Below are 26,265 nucleotides of genomic sequence, written 5' to 3'. Positions count from 1 at the left end.
TTTTTCATGCCGAATTTTGCTTAGCGTATATTTTCGTTAAAATGCGGGCGGTACGTCCTACTCCTCCACTTAAGAATTTTTCTATCCTCAAGTATAAAAAATGTTATTCTTTCTAAACCAACTAAATTATATTTCATAAAAATGTTTTAGACTGCAAAAGATATTTGTAACCTGAAAAGGGATTTTCCATTCACATAATCGTCTCTATTGGAAGTGAGTGATATTAACTATTGAGTTCTTAAGAAAAATTGGCTTCTTTAGCTAACTAAAGGCATCAGATTTTAAAGTATTCAGCATCAATAAGTATGTATCCTATGAAGGTTAAGAGAAGAACTAGAGTAAAAAAGATTGTTTTTTGCTTTTTACTTCTTTTTTAAACCATCCCCATCTTTTGTTATCCATATCTAAACAATAGTAATCAACAAGAAGAAATAACAGAATGAGTAAGAAATAGAAAAAGATATTCAGTATAATCTTCTCCTTTATTATTATCATAGACACACCAACTTCCTTTTAATTCCATTTTATCAAAAATGATGCTATGTCACATTATGAATATTCTATTCATGGGGTACGGAAACGATTCACAGAATAACCCGCCATATCCGAAAATCCCTCTAATTTCGGCCGGTTTTTTTTATTATACTTTGTCTTGTAGTTCTATTTCTTCTGTCTATTTTAGTCAGAGTATATTTCAAAATTACATCAGCATTAAAATACAGGAACATTCTAAAAATCCCCCCTTATAAATTTATAAAATATATTGTTATATTCTTAAACTTATAATATAATAAACTTACAAAATTCTTAATATTCAGAATTTTGTAAAGGAGACATTATTATGACAATCGCAATTGCAATTTTATCATTTTTAGGTGGAGTAATTCCGTTAGTAACAACTCTTTTAAAAACGTTCATGTAATCCTTACTTCTTTACAATGAATTATCATCTTACAAATGATCTGTTTATCAAGGCTAAATTGATGTACAGATCATTTGTGTGAGTCTAAATAGCAAAAATGCTTATTTCCCTCTGACCTGTACCCTATAAAATGGACAGTTTAATAAAAAGACCTTTAAAAATTAAGCACTTAAAAAACAGCCACACTCTGTTTATGAAAAGATCGTGGCTATTTTGAGTAGCCCCAAAAAGAAGGAATCGTTGCCGTGCCCCTTATACATTCCTCTTTGTTCACTAATTTACAAAATTCATTTATTAAACTTTTAGAAACTATATGTTATACTTGATAGGTAGATAGTCAGTAGTCGGCAATCTAATTAAACTGTGGGCCCTAGCTTTGCACCTAGCTAGGGCTTTTTGCTATTCATCAAATACTATGTGATATACATTCACTATAATTATTTTTATCTATTCCTCATGGTTTCTAACATCTTGTCATTGTAATGTACTATTTCTTTTCTCTGTTTCACGTTTTTCCTTGTTTTCCATCATTTCAAATCATAAATCCATTATTTAGTTACTTTATGAAGCAATACTAGCATTTGAATTTAGATACAAAATATCAAAATTCAAATAATTAAAATTGATATATTATTGTTCCTACAATACTAGATCTATCAATATATCCCAGACCATTTCGACTATCTTTACTATGGTAACGGTTATCCCCCATTACAAATAATTTATTTGAAGGTACTTCTCTTTCTTCAAAGTTAGCAAGATATTTGGATTTATTACTTAAATCTTTATAAATATAGTTTTCTTTTTTTTCCTTTCCATTAATATACAGAATATCATTTTCTATTTTAACTTTGTCCTTTGGCAATCCAATTATCCTTTTCACATAATACTTAGGATCATTTGGTTTTTTTATAATAACAATTTCTCCATGACGTAATGGAAAAATTGCTGCACCTGCTCTATTAACTAGTATATACTCTTCATTTTGTAAAGTAGGATACATAGATTTCCCTTCTATTTTACATAATAAAAAGTTTAAACTTATTATCATAAACATCACTGTAATCAATAAAAACAATGTTATATTACGCCAATATTTTGGGTTCTTTTGCTTCATGTTTTTCCATTCCTTATTGATTATTTTCATGAAAAACGCCTCTACAAAATTTTAATGTAGGGGCGTTTCGTTTATATATATATTTACTAGAAGCATTCAACTTGTTTGTTTATGGAGAAACGTTACTTCCCTGATTCTTTTTTAAAGCGAAATATGCATCTAAGATATCTTTACCAATCATTGAATTAATTCCACCTTTATCATCATTTACCCATGGTACAACAACGGAAAATGCAACCTCTGGATTATCATATGGGGCATATCCTGCTAAAGTTAAATTGTAACAATGAATACGATTCCCTTCTGAATCTCTACCAACAGGGTCCTCGCCTCCATAAACTGTTTGCGCTGTTCCTGTTTTACCAGCTGGTTTATAAGGAGCTTTTTGAAAATACCTCACACCAGTTCCATCACCCTCTTGGAACACTTGCCTAAAGCCTTCTTGTACTCGGTCGATATATTCCTTTTTCATATCTACGCGGTTCAGCACAATGGGTTGCATAGTTTGTACAACTTTACCAATATCTTCTTCTTGCGTTGTTTGCTCCCGAATTTCTTGTACAATCTGCGGCTTCATTCGATACCCCCCATTTGCAATGGTAGAAACATACTGTGCAAGTTGCAAAGGCGTATATGTATCAAACTGACCAATAGCTAAATCTAGTAAAAAACCTGGTTGATAATTTTGTTTTTTTTGTTGTCCCAACGTTTCATTTGGTAAATCAATTCCAGTCGAAACTCCTAATCCAAATTGCCCAAAATAATATCTCATCTTATCAAATGTAGCCGCTTTAATATCTAAAGAACTGTTCGGTACATAATTTATACCTGCAATTTTTAAAGCTGTATTAAACATATACACGTTAGATGAAACTTGTAATGCCCTTATATCATCAATAGTTCCAAAGTCTTTCCAAGATTTCTTAGCTTTTGCTGTTCCCTTAAATTTCATTGGTGCATCATAAAAATATGTTCCTGGTGTTATGGCACCTGTCTCATATCCTGTTAAAAGTGTTGCTCCCTTTACAGTAGATCCAAGCTCGTAGGAGCTTGTCATTGTGCCTAAAGCATAATCTTCTACTTCTATATTTCCATCTTTTTTGACTAATTTTTTCCCTGCCATAGATAAAAGTTGCCCCGTTTTTGGATTCATCATAACAACAAATGCTCGGTCTAATAAACGTTCTGAACCTTTAAAAGCTTTTAAATGCTTTTCAATAATCTCTTCTACCTGTTTCTGTAATTTCATGTCTATTGTTAACGTTACATTGTTTCCGCTTTTCCCTTTAGAAACGGTTTCCGTTCGAATAATGTTTCCTTCTTTATCAGTAATATTTTTAATTTCTGCTTTTGTTCCATGTAATACATCTTCATATCGTTGTTCAATATAACTTTTTCCTACGCGATCATTACGGCTATAACCACGTACCATATAAGAGTCTAAGTGTTCTTTAGGCAATCCTTCTTCAGAATTTGTTATATTACCCAATACCGAACGAAATAAATCACCATTTACATAATTACGTTCCCATTCAACTGTTGTATCTACCCCTGGGTATTTAGCTAAATTTTCACTTATAATGGTGTATTCTTTCTCAGGCACATTTTTCTTTATAATTTGAGGTGTCATTGAGTAGCCCGAACTCATTTTACTTTTAATAGCTAATACTTTTAAATCTTTTGGTGTTAATTCGCCTAGTTCTTTATCTGTGATACGTTCTCGTCTTAATTCCTCTATTTTTTTATCAAGCTCTTTCCCTTCAATATTTTTGGCTCGGAATTTTGCCTCATCTTGTTTCGTAATCTTTTTTTGAGCCTTTTCCTTATTTAACTTTACCCAAAAATCCTTTTTATCTGTTTCGGTTAACTTATTTATGTCTTCTTCTGGCATTTCAAGTACGTTCGCCAGATCTCTAGCTGTTTTTAGAATGCCTTCTGAATCTACACCCTTCATCCTTGTATATGTAATAGTACGAATAGCATTGTTGTTAACAACTTTTTCTCCTTCTCGATCAAAAATTTGCCCACGTGGAACGGGAATGCTGATTGTAGAATTCCCTTGTTTCTCCGCTATATTCTTATAACTCTCCCCATCAATGATTTGTACTTTTCCTAGCTGAATAATAACAGCTGAAAATAGTAAAAATACACAGAAAAACAATATATTCAACCTTAAGGGAATCGTACTTTTTTTAGTATTTTTTTTCTGTTTTTGTTTCATTTCATTCTCCTCTTAAGTACAATATATTAAAATAATACAGTTCTAAATGTAATTAAAAATAATAAGTTTATTACAGCTGATAGATTTCTAATAAAAAATCATTAACTAATTTAGTATATTGCATTTTACGATTAACGATAATACAATTTCAAATACCCAAGTAAACTTATTAATATGTTATTAAACGAGAGTATCCTTACTTTTCAGAAATAATAAACATTATTATAAATCAAATAAAAACGACATTATATTAAACGTTTCCAATCCGTCTGTTACTAGCATAACTACTAATGTGAGAGCGATAGATCCATTTTCAAATGAAAAATAAAATAGCAATACCTAGATAAACTCATTTCTTAATTATACAAATGAAAATTTTCCTGTCAAACAAAATTAAAGAACACTTTCTCTATTTAGAGTCTTTAGGGATATCTTTAACGACAATAATTTAATATCTTTATATATAAGTTTTATAAAATTTATTCCACAATAAATTTATTCAAAATCTAAATTGTAAGCACCCTGTCCTACGGATTATACACATTTCATGTTCAATCTTCTCAACAAGCGTGTTCCACAATTTTGTTATTGTTTGAAAAATGTTTTTTGAATCCTCACAAATTTTATCGAATTGTTAATAATCGTTTTATGAATGAACTGTATAAAATACCTTTTTAAAATTGTGTAGTGTATAAGTTTTATTCAAAAATATAAATTACGTTTAAACGACATTTAAAATAAATAAATCACCAAAAATTGATTCCGATATACTTATTCACCACCTTTATCAATTTAACTTTTTGACAAATTATTTTTTGTTGATACATCATTATTACTTATATTAATATGTTTTTATTGCTATATTTTAAAAATACATATTTAATAAAAACAATACGAATATTCTTGAGTAATAGGAGGTTTTATTATCAAAGGTAAACATCGTAAGATTGTCCTCACAATATTAGGTTTTTATTCAATTTTAATACTTTACTTTATGTTTCTTGGTTTTGATAGGTTGGGATTAAAATATATTAATTATGAATACCAATACCAGTTAATTCCGACTAGTATTCCTTTAGGATTACCAAATATGACAGGTGAAGAAGACTTTAACCTATGGGTTTTTAATTTTGGGAATTTAACTGCATTCATACCTTTTGGAGTACTAATTCCTTTGTTATACCGCTGTAGCTTCATTCGATTCATTACCTCATTTTGTATTTCAATCCTTATACTAGAAGTTTTACAAATGCTAACTTTTCTTGGAGGTTTTGACATTGATGATGTAATTGTGAATGCAATGGGTGCTATAATAGGATTTGCTGCATATAAAATAGGATTTCGTTCAAATACTTTTTTAAAAAAACTTATTATTACTTGTGTAACAGCATCAATCCTTACTTTAGGATTGATTGTTGTTGTAGGTGAATTTAACAAATCATTAGAAAAGCAGCCACACTCTCTCAAAAACGGAACTATTATAGGACTAAATCAACTGACAGAAACTAATGGATATGCACCGAAAGATAAAAATTTCCATAGTTTTGAAATTGCTCATAAAAAAATTGAATCTAAATTAAATATGTATAGTAGTAATGGAACAGATTTTCAGCAATTTAAATACTTGTTAAAGGGTAAATATATAAAAATTTCGGGCTATCTTGGTATCCCAGATGGTGCTAGTAAACGTTCTGGAAAGATAATTATTTCTGTGGATGGAAAAGATGTACAAACAGTTCAATTCTCTGAAAAAAACATATCTACATCAAAAAGTTCCTTTGAAATAGAGTTGGATAAAGCAAATGAACTTTGTATCAAGTTCATTGATACCGATGTATTACTATGGGATGTTACACTTACAGAATGGAAAAAATAAAGAATACAAGTCTTCCAATTTAGGGTATATACCGAACACCTATATCTTAATATGCAATATTGCATATCATATTATTATTTATTTCTGTTAAAATCTTAGAAGTGGATTGTTCATCTAGCAGTTCACAACAGCGTATATTTATTAGTATAATGCTAACCCTAATTACAGACAAAGGGAGAAGAATGTTTATCACTCTTCTCCCTTTGTTTATGTAATTTTTTACGAAGCATTTATGAACTACTCGCCACCTAGCCTTCGCTTAGAGGTGGCATCTTCTCAGTCCCGCGACGAAAATAATCATTCATCTTTCTTAGCATTACTTCCCTTATTCCCTATATTAGATATCGGGAGAATGAAATTTCTTTCGATACCTTGATTATTTTACAAAATGGTGATATTTTTTTAAGAACACTTAGAGATGATTTACTATATCACTAAATGTTACTAATTTTTTAATTAGAAATCTAAAATGCTGTATCTGTTTATTTAATTGCGAAGAATATCACTTGTATATTATAACTATATTGAGAAATTATTCTATTATGTATATAATGTTTTAGGAATTTATGTCCGTTTCAGGGCTAGGGGATACACCCTGCAGTGTAAAAAAGTCGAAATATGTACATGATGGCCATTAACATACTAAACAACAAATGTTAGAGCATTTTTTTAAATGGAATATAATAGGCTACTAGAGGAAGGTATTATGAATCAAAATAATGTATATCCATTTAACCAACAGGTTCGTCATCAACAACTAATACAAAGTAGAAATTTAAAAGCAGCTAGAAGAAAAAAAGCATTAAGTATATGTGTATTAATAACTTTTATTTTGTTATTATTTTTAAATCGCTTTGGAAAAATTTCAGCAATATATGTAACTGGAAATGAAATAATTTCAAAAGCAGAAATTATAAGTCTATCCAATTTAAGCGACAAAGATAATTATTGGAATTTACATGAAGAAGATATAAAAAAAAGAATACAGAAAAATAATCTGATTAAAGAAGTCGAAATTTCAAAGAACTTTCCAAGTCGAGTCACTATTAATGTTAAAGAAAATAGCACTGTTGCATATATGATTAAAGATAATAAGTATTATCTTCTACTTGAAAATGGTACAATGTTGGATAAATTTACAAATGATAAAATCTCCAAAAGTGTACCTGTAATAAAACAATTTACTAGAAATGATGAAAAACAACTTAGAAAACTTATTTCGGAGTTAAATAAATTACCGAGCGAAATACAAAGTATAATATCTGAGATTAATTTTTTGCCAACTAAGAATGATAAATTCCATATATATCTATATGCGAAAAACGGGTTTACAGTGAGCGCTTCAATCACTGATTTGTCTGAAAAAATGGAACTATATCCAGTCATAACTAAAAACTTAGATTCTAAACAATACCCTGTAATTCACTTAGAAGATTCTATATTTGCAAATAACAAATTATAAGCCTTGAAATTACATTTGCTATTATAGGAAAAATAAAAAAGAACTTGTAGTAATGAACTGCCCCCAATTGTTAAAATGTGTCTAACTTTTTGGGGTCACTTCAGAACTATCGGCTTTTTGTTATGTTGGGATTTTCAAAAACTAGTTTCTTGTCCTGGTCACATACGGATAAATCGGATCTCTTAATTCGAAGTCATACGTTTCTCCATTCACAATTCCTACCACCTTCCCACTGTCATATAAATCGAGCAAGAAACCGGCCATTTGTTCAGCTGTATGGAATTTAGGAACAACACCATTATATTCAAAATTATCAACATCATAGGATCGTTTCGCAAATTCGGTCTCTGTTGCAGCAAGAGCCAAGACTTTCGCTTGCATGGCTGCTCCTTTTCCTTTCAATTCTTGTGCGAGACCTTCTGTAAAGGCACTTACATAGAACTTTGTCGCGCAGTAGGTCACAGCATCAGCAACAATCAAGTATCCTCCTCCTGAAGAAATATTGATGATTTGCGTTCCTTCAACATCTGTATAGTCACGTACATAAAGAGAGGACAGAACGGTTAAGGCTTCAATATTCAAGTGAAGCATCGTCTCAATTTTATTTAAATTTTGTTCCCCAACGGAAGCAAAGTTTCCAAACCCGCGACTTCAGTCGTGGGTCATTGACAGAATCATTCCCTATTCTTTAATTTTAAAAATCTTATTTGGATTCAGAATGTTTTTCGGATCAAGAGCTTGTTTCATTTTTTTCATCACAAGAAGTGCTGCTCCATGCTCTTTTTCTTGATATTTTTGTTTACCAATCCCTACCCCATGTTCACCTGTACATGTTCCACCGCGCTCAAGAGCATACATCACAATTTTTTCATTTGCCGCTTCTGTTTTATGCACTTCCTCTGTATCATTTGGATTCACCATTAATAGAACGTGAAAATTCCCATCTCCGACATGTCCAAGTATTCCCCCAACAATTCCCATAGAATCTAAAGTCTCTTTTGCATACTGTATTGCACTTGCTAACTCTGAAATTGGTACACAAACATCCATACTCATCAGTTTTTTCCCTGGGCAACTATGAACATAAGCGTATGCTAAATTATGTCTTGCTTCCCATAATTTATTTCTTGCTGCTGTTTCTGTTTCAAATGAAACAGCCTTACACTTGTGATCTTTAACAATTTCTTTTGTGAAATCAATATCTTGTTTTAATCCCGCTTCATTTCCATGAAACTCTAAAAATAACGTTGGCTCTTCCCTATAGTTTGTTTCACTATATTTGTTAACTTGTTTCATTGAAAGTTCATCGACAAGCTCAATTCTCGCAATCGGAATGCCAGCTTGTAAAATATCAATTACAGCTTCTACCGCATCATTCACTGTCGGAAAAGATGCTCTTGCTGCCATCGTATGCTCAGGTATTCCATATACTCTTAGCGTTAATTCCGTAAAACAGCCAAGTGTTCCTTCTGATCCAACGAAAATACCATTTAAATGATAACCAGATGACGACTTTGCAGCTAAATTCCCTGTATGTATAATCGTTCCATCTGCAAGTACAATTTCTAAATCACGAACTTGATCACGCATAACGCCATACTTTACTGAGGTCGTTCCGCTTGCATTTGTAGCAGCCATTCCACCTAATGTTGCATCCGCCCCTGGATCCACACTGAAAAACAATCCATACTTTTTTAATTCTTTATTAAGCTGTGAACGAGTTACTCCAGGTTGCACTTTAACTAGAAAATCTTTTTCTCTTACCTCCAGCACTTGATTCATCAGTGAAAAATCAATTGTAATGCCATTTTCATATGGAATTACATGACCTTCCAAGCTTGAGCCTACTCCAAATGGTACAACTGGCGTTTGGTACTTGTTCGCTAGTTTCATTATCTCACTAACCTCTTTTGTCATTGTTGGAAATACAACAACATCAGGCAGACTGCTAGGATGATAAGATTCATCTTTACTGTGCAGTTCTCTCACCGTTTCATTTACTACTACTTGTTTTTCAGGAAGTACCTCTTTTAAAGCAATTATCAGATTTGCAGTTACAGCTTTCATTTCATTCTCTCCCACCATTCTGTTACAGATTTCATATACAATTTAAGATCTTTTTATAACGATTCATCTTATGAACTATTTCATACATAATAATCTGAAAAAACTATCAATTCAAGTCCTAAATAAAAAATGCCGTGCAATTACTATTAAGTTGGACATCCATAAGTTAATCAACTCACAAAAATATGTAACATGAAATTAGAAAAAATCTTCTTTCTCGTTAATGTGTCAGTCAAATCATCCCCAGTAATATTTGTAAAATAAAGATATTTTGTTTATATTCAAATTAACCTGATTACAATTTAGCAATAGAAATACGATGTAAATATAAATAGCATTTATGGGGGAATCAGACGTGCAATTACCGACCTTTAAATATAATCCAAACGCATTAGAACTAGGGATTATATTTAAAGAATTTACGACTTGTTCTGTTTGCAAAAACGAACGTGAGTATGTTTATAGTGGTCCTTTCTATTCTATAGAAAGGGTAGAAAGCATCTGTCCTTGGTGTATTGCTAATGGAAATGCATCTAAAAAATTTGATGGAGAATTTCAAGATCCATACTCCTGCGAGGAAGTAAGTGATGAAGAAAAAGTAAAAGAACTTATCCATAGAACGCCTGGATATGGTGGATGGCAACAGGAGTATTGGCTGAGTCATTGTAATGATTTTTGTACATTTATTGGATATGTGGAATGGGAAGAAATCGCTCATTTAGCAATTTCATATAAACGGGTTCCTACACGTTTTATTAGTTCACTACAAAATTGAATATCAATTGCCGTCATTAAATATGCCAGCCTTTCTCTTTGAAATAGCTTAACATTTTCCGGTAATTCTCCCCATACTTCTCTTGAAATTCTTTCCCAAAATCCTCTTCGATGTGCTGCATCATCATATCATGGTAAAAAGCATTTTTTATTACTTCAATTACTGCTGGATGATTCGTCTCTAATGCAGATGGCTTAATCTCTCCTCCGAAACTACCAATTAAAGCTGAACTAGAATCACAGAGAATAGAAAACTTCCTTTCATCAGCAGGCCACTCTTCATCCCTATAATGCTGGAATACATGTTTAAGAGGTGTTTTACATGTCCCGATTGTAATTAAGATAACACTAATTCCTTTGCATTCCGCTACAAGTAGTGCTTCCTCTATATAGTGCAAGTCTTCTGACCAAACATCTACAACTATAGATGTTTCCGCATTTGCAATAACGCGGCGTACAGCATTATCTAATGCATTACTTCCTTGCCAATTATAAAAAGCAGGTGCAGGTTTAGGTGGAGTTTTTAATTGATTGATAAGTGCCTTCGAAGTCTGTTCAAATTCAGTTTGAAAAAGACGGATTAATTGCTCAATTGGAACAGCATTATAAAGAACCGTCTCCCCTTCTATGCTTCGACAAGCTCCTTTATCCGTTAATGATCGTAACGCAGCATATACATTTGTTCTTGAAACAGATACCCGTTTTGCAACTTCATAGCCAGACAAATCAGATTCTTCGTGTAATGTCAAATAACATCGCGCTTCTAGATCTGATAATCCTATCTTTTTTAATAAATCAATCATGGAAACACTCCTTACTTTGCACATAAATTTCGCATTGAATTTAAGTGGTATTTTATAATACTACTCAAATTCATATTAATCTTCCCTTAAGAGAAAGTCAACAAAACTTTATCCGTCTTTTCTTACTTATAAAAAATCAGAACAACATTTTATTACGGATAAGTTTCACATGTATAATTATGGTATTTCTCATTTTTATATCGAAATGTATTCGTAAAGTCGGGGGAGTTTATAATGAAGAGTGTTTCTTTTCAAAACCTTGTTCCCCTGCTAATAAGGTTCTGAAAAGTCATTTCAATACGCGAAAACAAAAAAGTACTCATTGAGAGTACTTTTTTGTTTATTCTAATTTACTGACAGTATTCTATTGTCATCAGACTAAGAAACAAAACACATTCCAGACAGAAAAAATACTTATAACCTATATTCAAAAAGAAATATTTTAATGAATTCTATATTGTCCAGATAATTGTTCTTCTCCCATACGAACTAAACGCTTCGTTATTTCTCCGCCTACAGAACCGTTTGCACGCGCTGTAGAATCTGGTCCAAGTGTAACACCAAGTTCACGAGCAATTTCATATTTCATTTGCTCAATAGCACTCGCTGAAGCTGTTATAAGTATTTCATTTGTATTGTAATTTTCACGAATATTCATTGCTTCACCTCCAGTTAATTTCTTATATGTTTCTCTAATTACCCATAAATATACATACATAAATTCAAAATATTTAACTTCATAACAAAGGGATTCTAGAGTAGAAATCTTTTCCTAATCTATATCCTTTAAATTCATCAACATCAATATCTCCAAGTACTTTATTTCTCTACCATCCAAATTATGTTAAGATTATTTTAACATTTCGAAAAATATATAAAAGGAGCCTAATAATAATGGATGTCTACTTAGTACAACCCACAATTGACTTACAAAAAGAATATTTAGAATTCTATCAAGAATGGAAAAATAGTGGTGAAACGATGATTCCTTGGGTTATCACAAAAGATCCTTCTAATTTTCCAGCAATGGTTCAAGAGTTGCTGGATGCAGCGAAAGGTAAAAACATTCCCGATAGTTGGGTACCGGACTCTACCTATTGGCTTATCACAAATGACAACAAAATCGTTGGTGCTGTAAATATTCGTCATCGTTTAACTGAGCATCTATTCAATGCTGGTGGGCATATCGGTTATGGTATTCGTCCTTCAGCAAGACAAAAGGGATATGCTACAAAATTATTAGCTTTATCATTAGAAAAAATAAAAGAATTAGGTGTTACAAAAGTACTTGTCGTTTGTGATGAAGGTAATACTGCTTCAGAAAAAACAATTTTGCATAACAGAGGACTTCGTGATAATGATTTTATCGAAGAAGATGGTAATGTTGTAAAAAGGTATTGGATTGAGCTGCAAACATTCAGTTATTAATGAAAATGGAGGGATTCACATGTCTACATTAGCAACCCAATTAGAACATATAATTCATACTGCATCTCAAAAAATTATACTTTTTTCTGACATGGATATAAAACTCGCCCCAACAAAATGGTCTAAAAAAGAAATATTAGGTCATCTTTGCGATTCCGGTACGGTAAACCATAGACGCTTTGTTGATATTCTTACTTCAAAGGAAACAATTATACTCACTGGCTATGATCAAGATTTGTGGGTGCAAGTACATAATTATCAACAATCTTTTTCAGCAAATGAAATTCTAAAATTATGGGAAGCTATTAACATACAAATGATAAAATTACTAAGCAATGTAAAGAATGAAAACTGGCAACTTACATGTAAGTTGGAAGACCAACAGGAAGTAACTTTAGAATGGCTTGTTACAGATTATATTGATCATATGAACCATCATCTTAATCAAATATTTACAAAACATAAAAACTAAATTCCTTTTCACCCTTTCCCGATTTGGATTACATAACAAAAATAAAGAGGAAAGCTCACAGCCGGACCTCCTCCTTATTTTTGTTATAAAAAAACTTATGCTTTCTATACATAAGCACCTTTTTTCTCTATCATTATGCATGATGAGTCATTTGTTTTCTTTATTCTTCTTCCTTCTATTGACATCTTTTAACGTTTTACTAAATCCTAAAATCAAAATAATAAATATTATTCCAGCAATTGCTACCATTTCTAAAATGAATTGCATAGTTCTCTCCTCCTCAAAGTTCTGCCTATTATCCTTTATTAAAACTGTTATCTATTTGGACGAACTTTCATTTGGTTCAGTTGGCGTTTTTATATCAAATTATAGCTGTCTAATTGTAAATATACTTTTAAAACACCCTATTTCCTATTTATTCTAGTTTATCAAAAGAAGTTTTTTAAATCAGTAGATAAAGTAAATCTTTAATAATCGGTTGGGGCTTCATCCCCACTGATTATTAGCCCTCAAGAATCGAGCTTTTACAGGAAGTTTATCTCCCACCTAATCTCTTTGCTTTTGCTGATTTTTGAGGTGGGAGTATTACTGCCCGCGAATAGCGGATAAATTTTCATTACTGATTTATACGTATACAAAAAGCCACCCCTTCTAGAAAAATACTAGAAAGAATGGCTCAGATCATAATAAAGTGAAACCTCGATCAGTGGAGATTCCCCTAATCTTCCACTAATCGTTAGTTGAATCTATAAGACTTTTATGTACGGTAATTCTTATCTTGCTGCACGTACCTCAGCAACAAGTTTTCCACCCTCTATGCTCATATAAAGCTTCACAGGCACTTCATTTGTATTTTCAAACACTAAATCTAAATATGGATATGCAATTGTAGCATCTCGGCCTTGTGGAACGTATCCTACTGTTTTGGAGTGTGTAGTTCTCTCCACCATTTTTAAACCAGCTTGATCTGCAGCATTAAAAAGAGTAGAAGATGTTTGACATACTCCTCCGCCATAACCATCTACTAGTTTTCCGTCAACAATCTCTTTTCCTAACTGATACCCCTTGTCTGGTGTTGTATCTCCAATTAATGCGTTAAAAGAGAAACGATCTCCTTTTCCTAATACGACACCACTAATATTACTTGCAGACAAACGAATATTCTCGATTCTACCACCTGTAGAACCACCTAAGTTTGTTTCATACCTTCCTAAAACTGCACCATTTCCACTTGCATCTTCCGGCTTCGCTACAGGTTTTTTCTCAACAATTGGTAGTTGGTACGAAGAATCCCACATTCCTACGTTCATTAGTTTATCTACTAGCTCTTTTTCCATTAACTCATAAGAAGGCTTACCTTCTTGCCATGTTCCATCACTTGCCATACGAGAAGGGACCATCTTTTGATCAATAGTTTTTCCGACTTCCTTAGCAACCTTCGTTACTTCTTTTTTAAACTTATTTTCATCTTCAAAATAACCTAAGCTTGCTATATTAACATTTTTTACTTCTTTACCACTTCTAGCATCTACTAAACTTACACTTTCATTGACACCAGTCTTAGCTTCTACTGCATGCTCTCCTATGCCACTTACTAATGAAACTTCACTTATTTTTGTACCACATCCACTCACTATGCTTACACATAGTGCCCCTATTACTATACTTTGTACCTTACGTAACAATATACTCTCTCCTTTTCCCTACCATTACTCTTTGTTTTCAATTTTATGTATGTATGATTACATGACTTTGCAATATGACTACAAAATATTACAATTTGATTTCCACTATATTAAAATTACTCTTTTCTTTAAGAAATGTCTACACATATTTACTTAAAAAACTTAAGTTTGTAATGCCCCTCTTATTTAACCAGTATATACCAAATGATTATTCAAAAACAATTTTAATACATTAATATTTTGGAATTCTTCATAGGCAATTCTCATTTATAAAAACTTATCACAAATTCTCTTAAATACATTTGATGAAGCACCCTATTCAAAATAGGTATTTGCCGTGCCACCTATCCGCTCTTACACATACATTATGATGAATTCAAGCAAATTTAGAGAACGGAGGATGTTTATGTATCCCTATAATTCATATGCCCCCTACAACCTTTATAACTATCAACCATCATATGACGGGCAATCGCAATATCAACCATATATAGAACAAACAGAACAAATTGATCCATATGATCCAAATAGACAATTTCAAATTCCAATTTCCTTTCCAGGTAGTGGCGGCCGTCAGTTAGAAAGACGAGTAAATGAGCTAGAACAAAGAGTAAATCAACTTCAGCAGACAGTAGAACGTCATACACGTAGACTCAATCGATTAAATCAGCGTTTACGTACTGTAGAGAATCGACTAAACATTCCATTTTCAGCACTTGAGGATGGATTTTAAATTAGTAAAACAAAGAACTATATAGGAAGGGACTCTCCCTTCCTATATTTCAAATTAACAGATAGTAAGCCTCTGTTATCCGTTTTATTTTATTAAATTGACGAAAGTTTTCTCCATCTCTATACTGATAAGAGTCAATGAAATGAAACAAGGTGATAAATATGGATTTTGAAATAAACTTCCTCTCCTTCTATGTCGTACAAGTAGAAGGAAAAGGTGAACAAGCAGATAAGCGATATAAACATTTTCAAACGTTAGATGCTGAAGAATATGAGGACAGCCCATTAAAAGAGTTCTTAGATGGTGAATTATTAAAAATATCTAAACGAAAAGTAGAACGTCATGCAAAAACCGAACAAGCCCCAACAAAGATTGGTCGATTTATTGTAGAAACTGGGCACGAATTCGATTCCAACCCTCATTATAATTTATTTAATCGTATCCGTTTTGCAGAAACGAAAGAGAATTTTAAAGATATGAGTGAACCTCTCGTTTATACATATATCGATACAAGTGCAGTACGCGGTGGTATATTTTTAGTTGCTCAAGCAAAACTGAAGAAATACTTTGACGATCCATTCGTATTCGTTATGAAGTGTGACTTCGAGCCAAAAGTTGCTTCCATTTCCGACGAAACAACACTTATTCGCAACGTTGAAATGGCAATTACGACAAAAAATATGAAATCTATTCAATACCCATACATGCCAGAAGAAGGCATTGTCGAGCCTGGCGAACTAAAAATCCACCAAGCATCACACGCACGCTACTTTGAGGATTTCTTAAAATTCGTCGAATACGAACGCTCTATGCCAGAAATTATGAAAACACAAGTTATGGACATGGTATACGACCAAATCGAAGACGTATTTGAAGAAGGTACGGAAGAACGAGAACAATTCGACCAAGCGATGGAAATATGGGCCGCCAGTCCTAAGCGTGAAATTATGGAACATTTCACAACGGAAGAAGTAATGGAAGCTACAGCGCAAATTGTGGAGCATACCCCTGAGATAGAATTAAAGCTAAAGGCAGATCATATTTCTGTGAAGGCATTGCTTGCAGATTTTGGGGAACAGATTCATATTGCCAAGGTTAATGATAAATATGTACTAATGATTGAGGCGGATACACTTACGTTTGAGAAGGGATTCTCTCCTATTGAGTTTTTGAAGCCGGATGAGTTAGAGAAAGTAATGGAGCGGATTGCGAGTAAGACGTAAAATAAAAGAAATTTTAGTGTCACTAAAGCGATTTTTGTATTTGGTAATCTAAAAGTAAGCCCGTATAATCGTTAAAAACCCAGCCATTCTTCTTCAATTACTTCGAAGAAGTGGCTGGGTTTTTAATGACAAAATGGCGGGATTTTCAATTGACAAATACACTAGCTCCTCACATATGAGTTATCTATTCATTCTTCATACATACAAATTTCTTTAAGTCAGCTTTTACTTTGATTTGCTTTCTTTAAGTAAGAAATCGTTTGGTCTAAACCAAATGAGACGTCTGAAGCAGGCTTCCATTTTAATACTTCAATCGCTTCACTATTATTTAACTGGCTATGAAGAATTTCTCCTTTATAGATTGAGGCATCATTTCTTTTATTATGACGTTCCATACATATTCTACATATCGCTTATAAAAGAGTGATATATTCTTTCTATCTTTGAAATCATCCCACCTTGAGTTAGATGTTGTCGTGAATATTCCTGAGCATTTCTTCCTAAACGTTCACGAAGACTCTTATTTGCTAAAAGCAATTTAAGAGCATCGGAAAGTTGTTGTACATTTCCCGGTTCACAAATGATCCCTGTTTTTCCGTTTTGAATCATTTCTGGTATACCACCGCAATTTGTTGTAACAATAGCTTGACGAGAAAACATAGCTTCAATAATTGAAATCGGAAAATTATCGTTAATGGTAGGTAAGACATAGATAGCAGAAGAGGAAAGGATTTCTGGTATATCTGTTCTTCTGCCAAAGAACCTGATATTGTCGAGACCAAGTTGTAGTACTTGGTCTTCTAGTCTTTCTCTCATGACACCATCACCAACAATCCATATTTCTACATTAGATAAATCTTGTTGAATTTGCGAGAGCGCTTTGAGAAAAATGTCATGACCCTTTCTGGGAGAAAGGCGGGAAACACAGGAAATTACAAGATTATCATCATACTCTTGTTTAGGTATAGAAGCTTGATGAAAATGTATGCCTGTATGAACAGTAACCAGTTGTTCTATCTTTGCGCCATACTCTTTTAAAGGGGAATGAAAAGAATTACTGATCGTTATGATTTGATCAGATGCTCTTATTCCCTGTTTTTCAATTTCACTAAAATAAACTTCCTCAATTGATCCTTTTTTTATTTTATCGAACTTTAACCGGCTTTTTGTAAAATGTCCATGCGGTGTAAAAAGAAGAGGTTTCTTATATTCTAGATTTAGTTGTCCTAATAAAAAGGCAGAAAATAAATCTTGTGCATGAAACACATCATATTGTTCTAGACTTCTTCCTCTTAAGAAAGACTTATACACGTTCATGAAACTAGTGTTTTTTATAATTTTTTCATTGACTGTACCATATCGTTGCAGCAGAAAGTCCCTTGCATGTTCGGCAGCCTGCGGGATATCTTGCTCTAGATGAACTGCTGTCATTTGAGTAGGTGAGATGACATCTACGTCATGACCATACTTTTCAAAACCTGTTTTTAAGGAAGTAATATAATTTGATAACCCTCCAGTATTTGGATATCGCAAAAACGTTACGTAGAGGATCTTTAGTTTATTTGTTTTACTTGGTATGCGATTCTTTTTGATTCCAAATGTCTGAAATGGTTCCATTAAATGATTCTTTTTACTATCTATTTTATAGTATTCATCCATGACTTTTAACAGGCTCGCATGGAAGGGACAGATGTATTCATTTCGCTCTTCCTTTATTGTATTCAGAAGCATCTCCTCCTAACTCTACTAATGTGAAAATTTTATTTATCTTATAAACCTAATTCTCTTCCCCAAGTTGAAACTTTTTCAAGATGATACGTTAATAGCTCGCCACCGCGGTTATCAAATATTCTTCGTAGCTGGGTATGCAATCCCTTTTCTAATGTTCTCTGCAAATACGCCATTTTATAAAGGTCAATTGGAGCCGTTTTAAATTGAATGCCATTCTTCTGCATTTGTTTTGTATATGATTTCACACAATGCGTGCGAATTTCTTCTGCATGGCTCTGCCAATCTTTTCTGAAACCTAATAATATTTCGACTAAAACAACCATATCAAACCAGACGGGTGCATATTTAATGGACTCCCAATCGATAAACTGGATGTTCCATGGTGCACCCGGTGTCACATTGTTGCTGCATATGTTTTGCATATGAAGATCACCATGCGTTATAGATGAACCATTTTCAAATAGTTCCGGGAAAAAATCCGGTCCCTTATGACATAGTTTTATTAACGGTTTATGATAGGGTTTAATGATCTCCCTTAACCGGTCGTCTTTCGCTGCGTCATCGAGAAAAGCAATCGTCTTTCCAATATATTTGGCTCGATTACTTCTCATGTGGCTTGATTCATAAATAGGAAGCCAAGATTTCCAAACATCTTTATGCTTTTTAAAATTGTTTTCAAATGTGTGTGCGTGAAGTTTGGCAACTGTGGGGATAATGTAGTCAAAATGTTTCGGGGAGAAGGTGATCTGGCCGCGTACTTGCTGAACAAATTCCATGAATATCCAGGTGTCATTTCCGTTTTTTTCAACATGGTATATTTGAGGAAGAAACTCTTTCAATATAGGATAAGCTCTCTGATATACATTAATCTCTACTTCATTTTTATAGTTTGTTGAATGATATATTTTTAAAATAATGGGATAATGATTCGTTTTCTTTCGAAGAGATAATTTGTAGATACTCATTCTTGTTGTTGATTTTAGACACTCGATTTTAGCAGGGTCTATTACAACCCTCTCGGCCATTGAATAAGAAAGCTTTTCTGAAATCTTCAACTTCTCAAAATGATGGAATAATACTTTTGCCTCGTACAACGTTTTCATTCCTTTCGTTTTTGTTTCCAGGCGTTCTTCAAATGAGACCACGCACTTCTAATGAATGGCATTGGATCATCCCATGCAAACAAAGCAAACTCTTTTTTGCCTCGCAAACCTTCATGAAAATCTTTCCACGTCATTTCAGCTCTTTTTTTCTTGTGACGGAACGTTAAATAATACCGCACAAGATAAATCCATTTGACACCGTCTATTTGTTTGAGCCTCGGCCCGGGGTTTTGCTTGGTTAAATATAAATAATACATATAAACAAAATCCACGCCAGCAGGTCCTGTCAAGCTATGCGTTAACCAAAAACGAGGATTTATTTCAATAAACTTATAAATCCCATCTCGGGGGTCCTTTTTAAACTCTGCCATACCAATACCTTTAAGGTTCATTTTTTTAAAAAATGGTAAACACATATCCACCAATTCTGGAACTTGTTTACTAACAATATGAGCTCCCGTTCCAAATTCAGCTGGGAATTGATGATTCTTTTGCAAAGAAAATAACGCTAGTAGCTCCATATTGTCGTCATAAAAAGTGGCCACTTTATAAAAATGCTGATTGTCGCCAGGAATGATTTCCTGAATGATGAGCTTTCCATGCTGTCGATACAATTCATACTCATTTCTTAGTTGATCTGGATCTTTTATGAATATGGCCTTTTTATTTATTTTTTTTCGAAACTCATGGCCCAAAGTCGGCTTTAATATACATGGGAAATCGAGGGCCAATATCGCTTCCTCCATTTGTTCTTTATGTTCGATCACATACGTTTTAGGACATGGAATATTATGCTTCACTGCTAATTCATACATTTTGTGTTTATCCAGTATTTCTTCAATCAGCGAATGTTCAGGAAACAAAAATAAATAGTAGTTAGACAGTTCCATTCGATATTTTGAAATGAACACCACATAATCATCCGCACCTGTATACAAAATCGGTTTCAGTTTAAATTCTTTAGCCAAATTGATTAAAAAAGTTAGTAATTCCTTTTCTTCTGATAAAGGACTTGGGCATACTCCACATGAAGCAAGACGTGATTTTCCTATCTTATAAGGTTTCTCTATATCGAACGCATAAACGTTGATCCCTTTTCTCGCTAAGCTTCTGATGATTCCGATTCCATTGGCACTTAAGTCCAGTACAACTGCTGCGTGTTCATGATTCATAGAATTCTTCCTCACTCAAATACTTTTTGTAGATTTTTTCAATATGAGCTGTCATTGTCTCTCTAGTTAAATGCTTTTTAGCAAAGTTTCTTGCATTTTCACCCAACTGCTCCCGATCTTGCTGATTTGCAATGACGAACTTTAATGCACGTGCCAGTTTATCTGTATCTCCTGGAGCGACCAGAATGCCTGTCTTGGAGTGATTCACCAATTCAGGTATGCCTCCCGATGTTGTCGAAATGACACAAGCTCCACTATGCATGGCCTCAATGATAGAAATAGGCAGGCTGTCGTTTAGGGTTGGAAGTACAAAAATATCGGTTTTGCTTAAAATGTTTGGCACATCATCCCTTGCCCCTAAAAACTTCACCATGGAAAGACCCAAAGAATCGACTTGCTTTTCTAAAGTGTCTCTCATCTCACCATCTCCGACAATGAGCACTTTAATGTTATCAGTATATTTTCTTTTCAGCTTTGAAAGTGCGTCAAATAATACATTATGGCCTTTTCTTGGGCCTAATCTCGCCACACATGTAATAACGACCTTCTTGTGTGCTGATGTATTTTTTGTGCGATACTTCTCAGGGTAATCAATGCCTGTAAGCACAGTTGTCATGTTCTCTTGTTTGGTCCCTAGCTGCATTAACGGATCACGAAATGAATCACTGAGAATGATAAGATGATTGGCAAATTCAATGGCCTTTCTTTCTAATGTTTTATAATAGACTTCTTCCAGCGAACCTTTTTTAAATATACCAAATTTCAGCCGGTTAAAGGTAAACATCCCATGGGGTGTAAACAACAAAGGTTTTCCGTAATATACATTGATTCTTCCTAATATATTCGCTGTAAACAAATCTTGCGCATGGAAGATATCATATTTTTTTAAGTCGATATTGTGAAGAAGCATCCTTTCATAGATATACATATGTCTGTGATTTTTCAAAATCATGCTATTATAACTTCCATAACGTGTATTAAAGAAATCTTTTAATCTGGGAACAATTACTTCACGCAGGGTCTCTACTTTACTCCGAGGAAATTGATTAGGGGAGATAATGTCAACTTGATGTCCTTGTTGTCTTAACCCTTCACTAAGTGCCGTAATATAATTAGATAAACCTCCAGTATGAGGATAGTCCCAAAACGTAGCAATTAATATAGAAAGGCTTTTCTTTCGGACCGTCTTTGGCCCTGTATTTGTATAACGTTCGTACATTTCATTCTTCTTTTTTTGAAATGAGAACGAATGAATTCCAAAATATTTATCCATTTCTTTAATTACATAGGGATATGGAAACATAGGCTTCTTTTTCATCGCCATATCCTCCTTACCACTTCGAACGCTTCAGCGTATTGTACGCCAATCGTCATTCCTCTAACTCTTCCTAAATACTGAACTCCTTCATATGAACGAGGATGAGGAAAATCTCTCATTTCTACATCGTAATGTTTGAGCGCCGCAATCTTTGAATCCATTTGATCTGTAATGTCGACAAAATAATTAGCTTTGAAAGCCTTATCATTCGTGTGGATATTCCACTCACTAGAGGAAACCGTTTCAAATGTAATTAATTCTATCGGTTTTTGGTTCGGCAGAGGTCGAGTCGCGGTCAAAACCGCTTGAAAAGTAATTAAATGATCAATATTGACATCTCCATAATGGTGGGTGAAGATTTTACTCGGTTTATAGGTCTGTATTAATTGTTCTATTTCTTTCGTTAACTGATGCAGCGGAATTAATTCTAACTCTAAATTAGCATGCTCGAGGAATATCACTTCTTCAATACCAATTACCTTATTTGCACACCGGCTTAGCTGCTGTATGTGATGTGCTTCCTCTTTTCTTCCTAAAGCGGTAATGATTGAAATTACCCGATAGCCATTTTCTACTAGTCTTTTTAAAGTCCCGCCGGCTCCTAATAGCTCATCGTCAGGGTGAGCACCAATGACTAAAACACACTCTCTCATTATTTTTATCACTCCTTGTACTACTTAACTTATGATTGATGCTACAAAAAGAAACGGTCATTAGCGGAGAGCTTGCTCTATTGTTTATCATCTTTTAACAGTATTCCAACAGAAGTCCCCTTCCTTAAGCATGTGCAGGGCATGGCCCAGGTCGTTCGGTTTTTTATCTATGTTTCACCCATGTATTATAAGCAGAAGAAGGTATATTCTTCACATAGTTTAAAAAATCCTGTGACAGTCCAAATTTTTTAAACCCCTTTAATAATTTAATAGGAGCCTTGCTATTTGAGGTAAAAGCTCTTTTATGGTCAATAACTTTTAACTGACCTTCTTCATTTATTAAAACGTGTCTTACTTCCGTGTCCCATCTGGTAAATCCGATCTTTTTAAATTCATCCAACATTATTAATATTTTTTCAGTTAATTCTTCAGTGATCTGTTTTTCTTTTTTCAAGTGACGTGCAAGTGAAATTCCATGTATATACTCCATGACAATATAATTTTCTCCATATTCATAAAGTCGTGGAATAATAAGTGATGATTGTCCAATTACCAGAGCTTTCAACTCTTTTTTTTGAGTTTCTTCCAGGAAAAACATTTTCACACATTTATCATGAGTTAATTGATATACTTCTCCATCCTTCCCATCCCCAATGAGCTTATATTCCTTCAAGTCTCTTCTGCTTATTCTTCTTTTATTAAAGTATGTCTTCATTTGATCGCTCCTTAATAAGTATTTCGTGTTTTTGCACTAGTATTACCTCATATTCTATGATTCATCACTTACATATGTAACCTAGATTAATATATATTTTTATAACTTGATTCAATTCATATGGTTTTTTAATAGATATTATTTTTAAACCTTGAAATGCAATAAAGTGAAAGTTTGATCAGTGGGGGGCTTCATCCCATTGCCATCAAGCTAAGAAATGCAAATATCTCCAAAACGAGAATTTTGTGCCTTTTATAGCAACGAAATTCATTTTTCTCATCTTGAGGTAGTTTATTTTTTAGATTGATAGAGATAAGGCGATTCCCGGGGGCGACTGACCCTATTAAACCGGTTGCCCCCGCTTAACATGGAATAAATACGTTATGTATTAAAAACCGACTCCTATTACATAGCCGGTTTCTTTTATTGCTTCACATACACTTAGTCTTCATTAGGAAACAGTAGGTAAAGTGATATTTGTAAAAATATTGTCTGAATCAACAAAGTTACGTATGTGATTTTTATTTGTATAGTATTTTAAATTCAGAGGTGTGGAGCCTGTATAAACAAACTCATTTCCTTCCAGAACTAGTTCATTCGCTGCATTAGCTGAGCCAGATGCTAATAAGGCATCAAAAGATGTATTGTTTATCGTGACTATACAATTTGCTGCTTTATAAATTGTATAGGGTCTGTTTGTATCTGATAAAAACAGATTATTTTTGGTATTGATAGTGATATCGCATTCTTCTAATGACGTGTATGATACTTGGTTGTCCACATTTGTAATACCGCATTCACAGGTCGTATCTATAAGCTTTGATTTAGTAACCTTAACGTTCATGGGGCATCCGTTAAACATATGATTTCTCAGCTCACAATTAATAAATTCTGATCTAGTGAATTCACAGACATCTACATTCTTAGGATTTGGATTTTCAGATCTGACTCGTAAGTTTTCGAATCTACAATTATCATACTCTTTCACTTTAAACGTCATTTCCTTTTGTATAGGGACAGATTTAAAGGTACATCTGCTTATTTTGTTTGCCTTTAGCCACGGTGCAGTAACTAGATTTTCTGTAAAAATAATGTAATTATTATCAAACGTGCAATTATCGCCCATTGCAATCATGTCAGGATTTACGTATTGATTGTTTGATAATGAAACCCTGTATGAATCACTAGTTACATTCATGATGCCACCTGTAAAGCTGTTGCCTTCGATATTCACAAACGCCGCACTGAAATTAGAAGTCATAAGGCCAATGTTGTTTTGACAGTTGTATAAGAAGTTATCCTTAATGTTTGCATGCACGAGAGAATACAAATTGATTGCAATATTATCAATGTTGTAAATGTGATTGTGCTCTATTAAAACATCGTAACACCCGACTAAGATACCATGATAACTACCGTAAATTTCGTTATCTTTTATCGTACAGCTTGCCCCATAACTATCTTCCATATTTATCGAATATCTAGTCGGGTCATTGAAAAGCGGTTTTCCATCCAAAAACCTAACCAAACCTTTTCCATTATCACGGATTTTATTGTTTACAATTTTGTTATAGCTACCACCTAAAGTAATACCGCCCCTATGCCCATTAAATATTTCACACTTTTTCACTGTATTATGATGGGGAATCCCGCCAAACATAATAGTAATCTGCATATTCTTATTTGGGTTGGTTTCATTGTAATACTGCAATCTAAACCTAGTTGCAGTAACAGGAATAGAAATATCGGTATAAATTCGTCTTTTCTTCATAACCCCTATGAATTTGTTGCTATTGTCGTAAAAGAAGATGTCCAATTCTTTAGTATTTAAATTAGTTTTTCTAGCGTATCCTGCGCCAGCTATAAGGAAAGAATTTATCTTTGGTGTTAAATCTTGAGGTATGTTTAACAGTTTTGTTATGAGTGTATTAGCCGAGGTGATTGGTTGTCCAGTTGTGTAATCTAAAGCACTTAATGTAAGTCCTTGATCAAATTCACCATAGTTATATATAGAATCTGAGCTAAATGAAACATTATCACCCATGTAATCGCGAACTGTACAATTTGTCATAGAACAATAACTTGAGCTTCTTTGAAAGAGAACTCCATATGTGTGCTCCATTGCTGCTTCTAAAGGATTCGAGAAACTCCTATCATCCCTACATCCAATGACGGTTCCGCCAAACAAATGAGAATTAGTGGTTTTGCTAAAAACAACACTATTTCCTTTAAAGTTGTAATAATCAGTGGTTGTTCTATTATCGAATGGTGATTTTTTGTTAGAATCATATATTACTTTTAATGTTGAACCATTTAAATTAAAGTCAATATTAGAAACCATAGCAATTTCACGAGGGTAACAGATCGCATAATTCCCCTTTGGAAGAATCACTTCAGCATAATTGTTAACCGCCGCAAATTGTAATGCACTGTTTATTCCCTGTATATTCTTATCAGCTTGTATATAATCAGCATCTGCATAGGGCTTGGTGGGCAATCCTTCTTTTATACCCCACTGATTTAGTTCAATTAAATAATCCAATTCCCTTCACCCCTTCATTTTCTTAAAATAGTATATTCATTGATAAAAGAAATCGTCCCTATAAAAGGAAACTGTTTTAAAAATCACTAAAATTTACAGCCCTATTCATAAAAAAACAGTTATATTCTCTCGTTAGATTTAACAGTACTCCAGCAGAAGTCCCCTTCCTCAAGCGCGTGCAGGACATAGTCCAGTGGTAGGGAGGGGATGAATGTTGGTCGTGCACAGCACGAAGTTTTCGTTTCCTT

At 33.4% G+C, this 26,265-nt stretch carries 21 protein-coding genes and 1 pseudogene; 7 read left to right on the top strand and 15 right to left on the bottom strand.

Translation table 11 applies throughout. The annotated features are described in order from the left end of the window. Nucleotides 1-1,538: 1,538 nt before the first annotated feature. Both lepB and C568_RS0111125 read right to left on the bottom strand, forming a co-directional pair. Nucleotides 1,539-2,069 carry a signal peptidase I gene (lepB, locus tag C568_RS0111130; RefSeq protein ID WP_018781538.1) on the bottom strand — a complete coding sequence of 177 codons (531 nt, stop codon included), beginning with the start codon at nt 2,067-2,069 and terminating at the stop codon, nt 1,539-1,541. 79 nt (nt 2,070-2,148) lie between these two features. Further along, nucleotides 2,149-4,260: a peptidoglycan D,D-transpeptidase FtsI family protein gene (locus C568_RS0111125; protein WP_018781537.1), complete on the bottom strand. Its 2,112-nt coding sequence runs from the start codon at nt 4,258-4,260 to the stop codon at nt 2,149-2,151. Between the two features lie 976 nt (nt 4,261-5,236). On the opposite strand from C568_RS0111125, the gene C568_RS0111120 reads away from it, so the two are divergent. Next, nucleotides 5,237-6,136 (top strand): VanZ family protein, encoded by a 900-nt coding sequence (locus C568_RS0111120; protein WP_255295776.1) that lies wholly within the window; start codon nt 5,237-5,239, stop codon nt 6,134-6,136. A 706-nt stretch (nt 6,137-6,842) separates the two neighbouring features. Then, on the top strand, nt 6,843-7,598 hold the full coding sequence (locus C568_RS0111115; RefSeq protein ID WP_018781535.1) for a cell division protein FtsQ/DivIB: 756 nt from the start codon (nt 6,843-6,845) through the stop codon (nt 7,596-7,598). Between the two features lie 141 nt (nt 7,599-7,739). Here the strand turns inward: C568_RS0111115 and C568_RS30625 are convergent. Together C568_RS30625 and C568_RS0111105 are read right to left on the bottom strand one after the other, a co-directional pair. Beyond that, a pseudogene (locus C568_RS30625) lies at nt 7,740-8,243 on the bottom strand (SDR family NAD(P)-dependent oxidoreductase); the annotation flags it as partial. A gap of 36 nt (nt 8,244-8,279) precedes the next feature. Next, complete coding sequence (locus C568_RS0111105; protein ID WP_018781533.1) at nt 8,280-9,665, bottom strand: FAD-binding oxidoreductase; 1,386 nt, start codon at nt 9,663-9,665, stop codon at nt 8,280-8,282. A gap of 340 nt (nt 9,666-10,005) precedes the next feature. On the opposite strand from C568_RS0111105, the gene C568_RS30620 reads away from it, so the two are divergent. Then, the gene (locus C568_RS30620; RefSeq protein ID WP_080740033.1) at nt 10,006-10,440 is read left to right on the top strand and encodes a CbrC family protein; all 435 of its coding nucleotides are present in this window, start codon (nt 10,006-10,008) and stop codon (nt 10,438-10,440) included. A 16-nt stretch (nt 10,441-10,456) separates the two neighbouring features. Here C568_RS30620 and C568_RS0111095 read toward each other — a convergent pair whose 3' ends face one another. Next, on the bottom strand, nt 10,457-11,242 hold the full coding sequence (locus C568_RS0111095) for a TrmB family transcriptional regulator (RefSeq protein ID WP_018781531.1): 786 nt from the start codon (nt 11,240-11,242) through the stop codon (nt 10,457-10,459). A gap of 442 nt (nt 11,243-11,684) precedes the next feature. Further along, on the bottom strand, nt 11,685-11,900 hold the full coding sequence (locus C568_RS0111090) for an alpha/beta-type small acid-soluble spore protein (protein ID WP_018767404.1): 216 nt from the start codon (nt 11,898-11,900) through the stop codon (nt 11,685-11,687). A 236-nt stretch (nt 11,901-12,136) separates the two neighbouring features. On the opposite strand from C568_RS0111090, the gene C568_RS0111085 reads away from it, so the two are divergent. Beyond that, complete coding sequence (locus tag C568_RS0111085; RefSeq protein ID WP_018781530.1) at nt 12,137-12,670, top strand: GNAT family N-acetyltransferase; 534 nt, start codon at nt 12,137-12,139, stop codon at nt 12,668-12,670. Nucleotides 12,671-12,689: 19 nt separating this feature from the next. Continuing rightward, entirely contained in the window at nt 12,690-13,142 is a 453-nt protein-coding gene (locus C568_RS0111080) for a DinB family protein (RefSeq protein ID WP_018781529.1), read from the top strand. A gap of 773 nt (nt 13,143-13,915) precedes the next feature. Here C568_RS0111080 and C568_RS0111070 read toward each other — a convergent pair. Beyond that, the gene (locus tag C568_RS0111070) at nt 13,916-14,827 is read right to left on the bottom strand and encodes a VanW family protein (RefSeq protein WP_018781528.1); all 912 of its coding nucleotides are present in this window, start codon (nt 14,825-14,827) and stop codon (nt 13,916-13,918) included. A gap of 406 nt (nt 14,828-15,233) precedes the next feature. Here C568_RS0111070 and C568_RS0111065 point away from each other — a divergent pair, with 406 nt between their 5' ends. Both C568_RS0111065 and C568_RS0111060 read left to right on the top strand, forming a co-directional pair. After that, nucleotides 15,234-15,560, top strand: coding sequence for a hypothetical protein (locus C568_RS0111065; protein ID WP_018767401.1), 327 nt, complete (start codon nt 15,234-15,236; stop codon nt 15,558-15,560). Between the two features lie 161 nt (nt 15,561-15,721). Next, a complete protein-coding gene (locus tag C568_RS0111060) occupies nt 15,722-16,783 on the top strand; it encodes a DUF3900 domain-containing protein (protein ID WP_018781527.1) in 1,062 nt (353 codons plus the stop codon). A 218-nt stretch (nt 16,784-17,001) separates the two neighbouring features. Here C568_RS0111060 and C568_RS34690 read toward each other — a convergent pair whose 3' ends face one another. The 8 genes from C568_RS34690 to C568_RS0111020 form a co-directional block, all read right to left on the bottom strand. Next, nucleotides 17,002-17,178, bottom strand: coding sequence for a hypothetical protein (locus C568_RS34690; protein ID WP_018781526.1), 177 nt, complete (start codon nt 17,176-17,178; stop codon nt 17,002-17,004). Between the two features lie 7 nt (nt 17,179-17,185). Further along, on the bottom strand, nt 17,186-18,514 hold the full coding sequence (locus C568_RS0111050) for a glycosyltransferase family 4 protein (RefSeq protein WP_018781525.1): 1,329 nt from the start codon (nt 18,512-18,514) through the stop codon (nt 17,186-17,188). A 38-nt stretch (nt 18,515-18,552) separates the two neighbouring features. Beyond that, a complete protein-coding gene (locus C568_RS0111045; RefSeq protein ID WP_018781524.1) occupies nt 18,553-19,608 on the bottom strand; it encodes a phosphotransferase in 1,056 nt (351 codons plus the stop codon). A 5-nt stretch (nt 19,609-19,613) separates the two neighbouring features. Next, on the bottom strand, nt 19,614-20,789 hold the full coding sequence (locus tag C568_RS0111040) for a carboxylate--amine ligase (protein ID WP_018781523.1): 1,176 nt from the start codon (nt 20,787-20,789) through the stop codon (nt 19,614-19,616). Beyond that, nucleotides 20,779-22,107, bottom strand: a complete 1,329-nt coding sequence (locus C568_RS0111035) for a glycosyltransferase family 4 protein (protein ID WP_018781522.1) — start codon at nt 22,105-22,107, stop codon at nt 20,779-20,781. The genes C568_RS0111040 and C568_RS0111035 overlap by 11 nt, the downstream gene beginning before the upstream one ends. Then, nucleotides 22,104-22,760 (bottom strand): PIG-L deacetylase family protein, encoded by a 657-nt coding sequence (locus C568_RS0111030; RefSeq protein WP_006095543.1) that lies wholly within the window; start codon nt 22,758-22,760, stop codon nt 22,104-22,106. Before C568_RS0111030 ends, C568_RS0111035 begins: the two co-directional genes overlap by 4 nt. A 163-nt stretch (nt 22,761-22,923) precedes the next feature. Further along, entirely contained in the window at nt 22,924-23,475 is a 552-nt protein-coding gene (locus C568_RS0111025; protein WP_018781521.1) for an AarF/UbiB family protein, read from the bottom strand. 451 nt (nt 23,476-23,926) lie between these two features. Next, the gene (locus C568_RS0111020) at nt 23,927-26,017 is read right to left on the bottom strand and encodes a right-handed parallel beta-helix repeat-containing protein (RefSeq protein WP_018781520.1); all 2,091 of its coding nucleotides are present in this window, start codon (nt 26,015-26,017) and stop codon (nt 23,927-23,929) included. Between the last annotated feature and the right edge of the window lie 248 nt (nt 26,018-26,265).

The organism is Bacillus sp. 95MFCvi2.1 (genome assembly GCF_000374965.1).
Lineage (GTDB): Bacteria > Bacillota > Bacilli > Bacillales > Bacillaceae_G > Bacillus_A > Bacillus_A pseudomycoides.
This window is presented reverse-complemented; position numbering and strand designations above follow the sequence as displayed.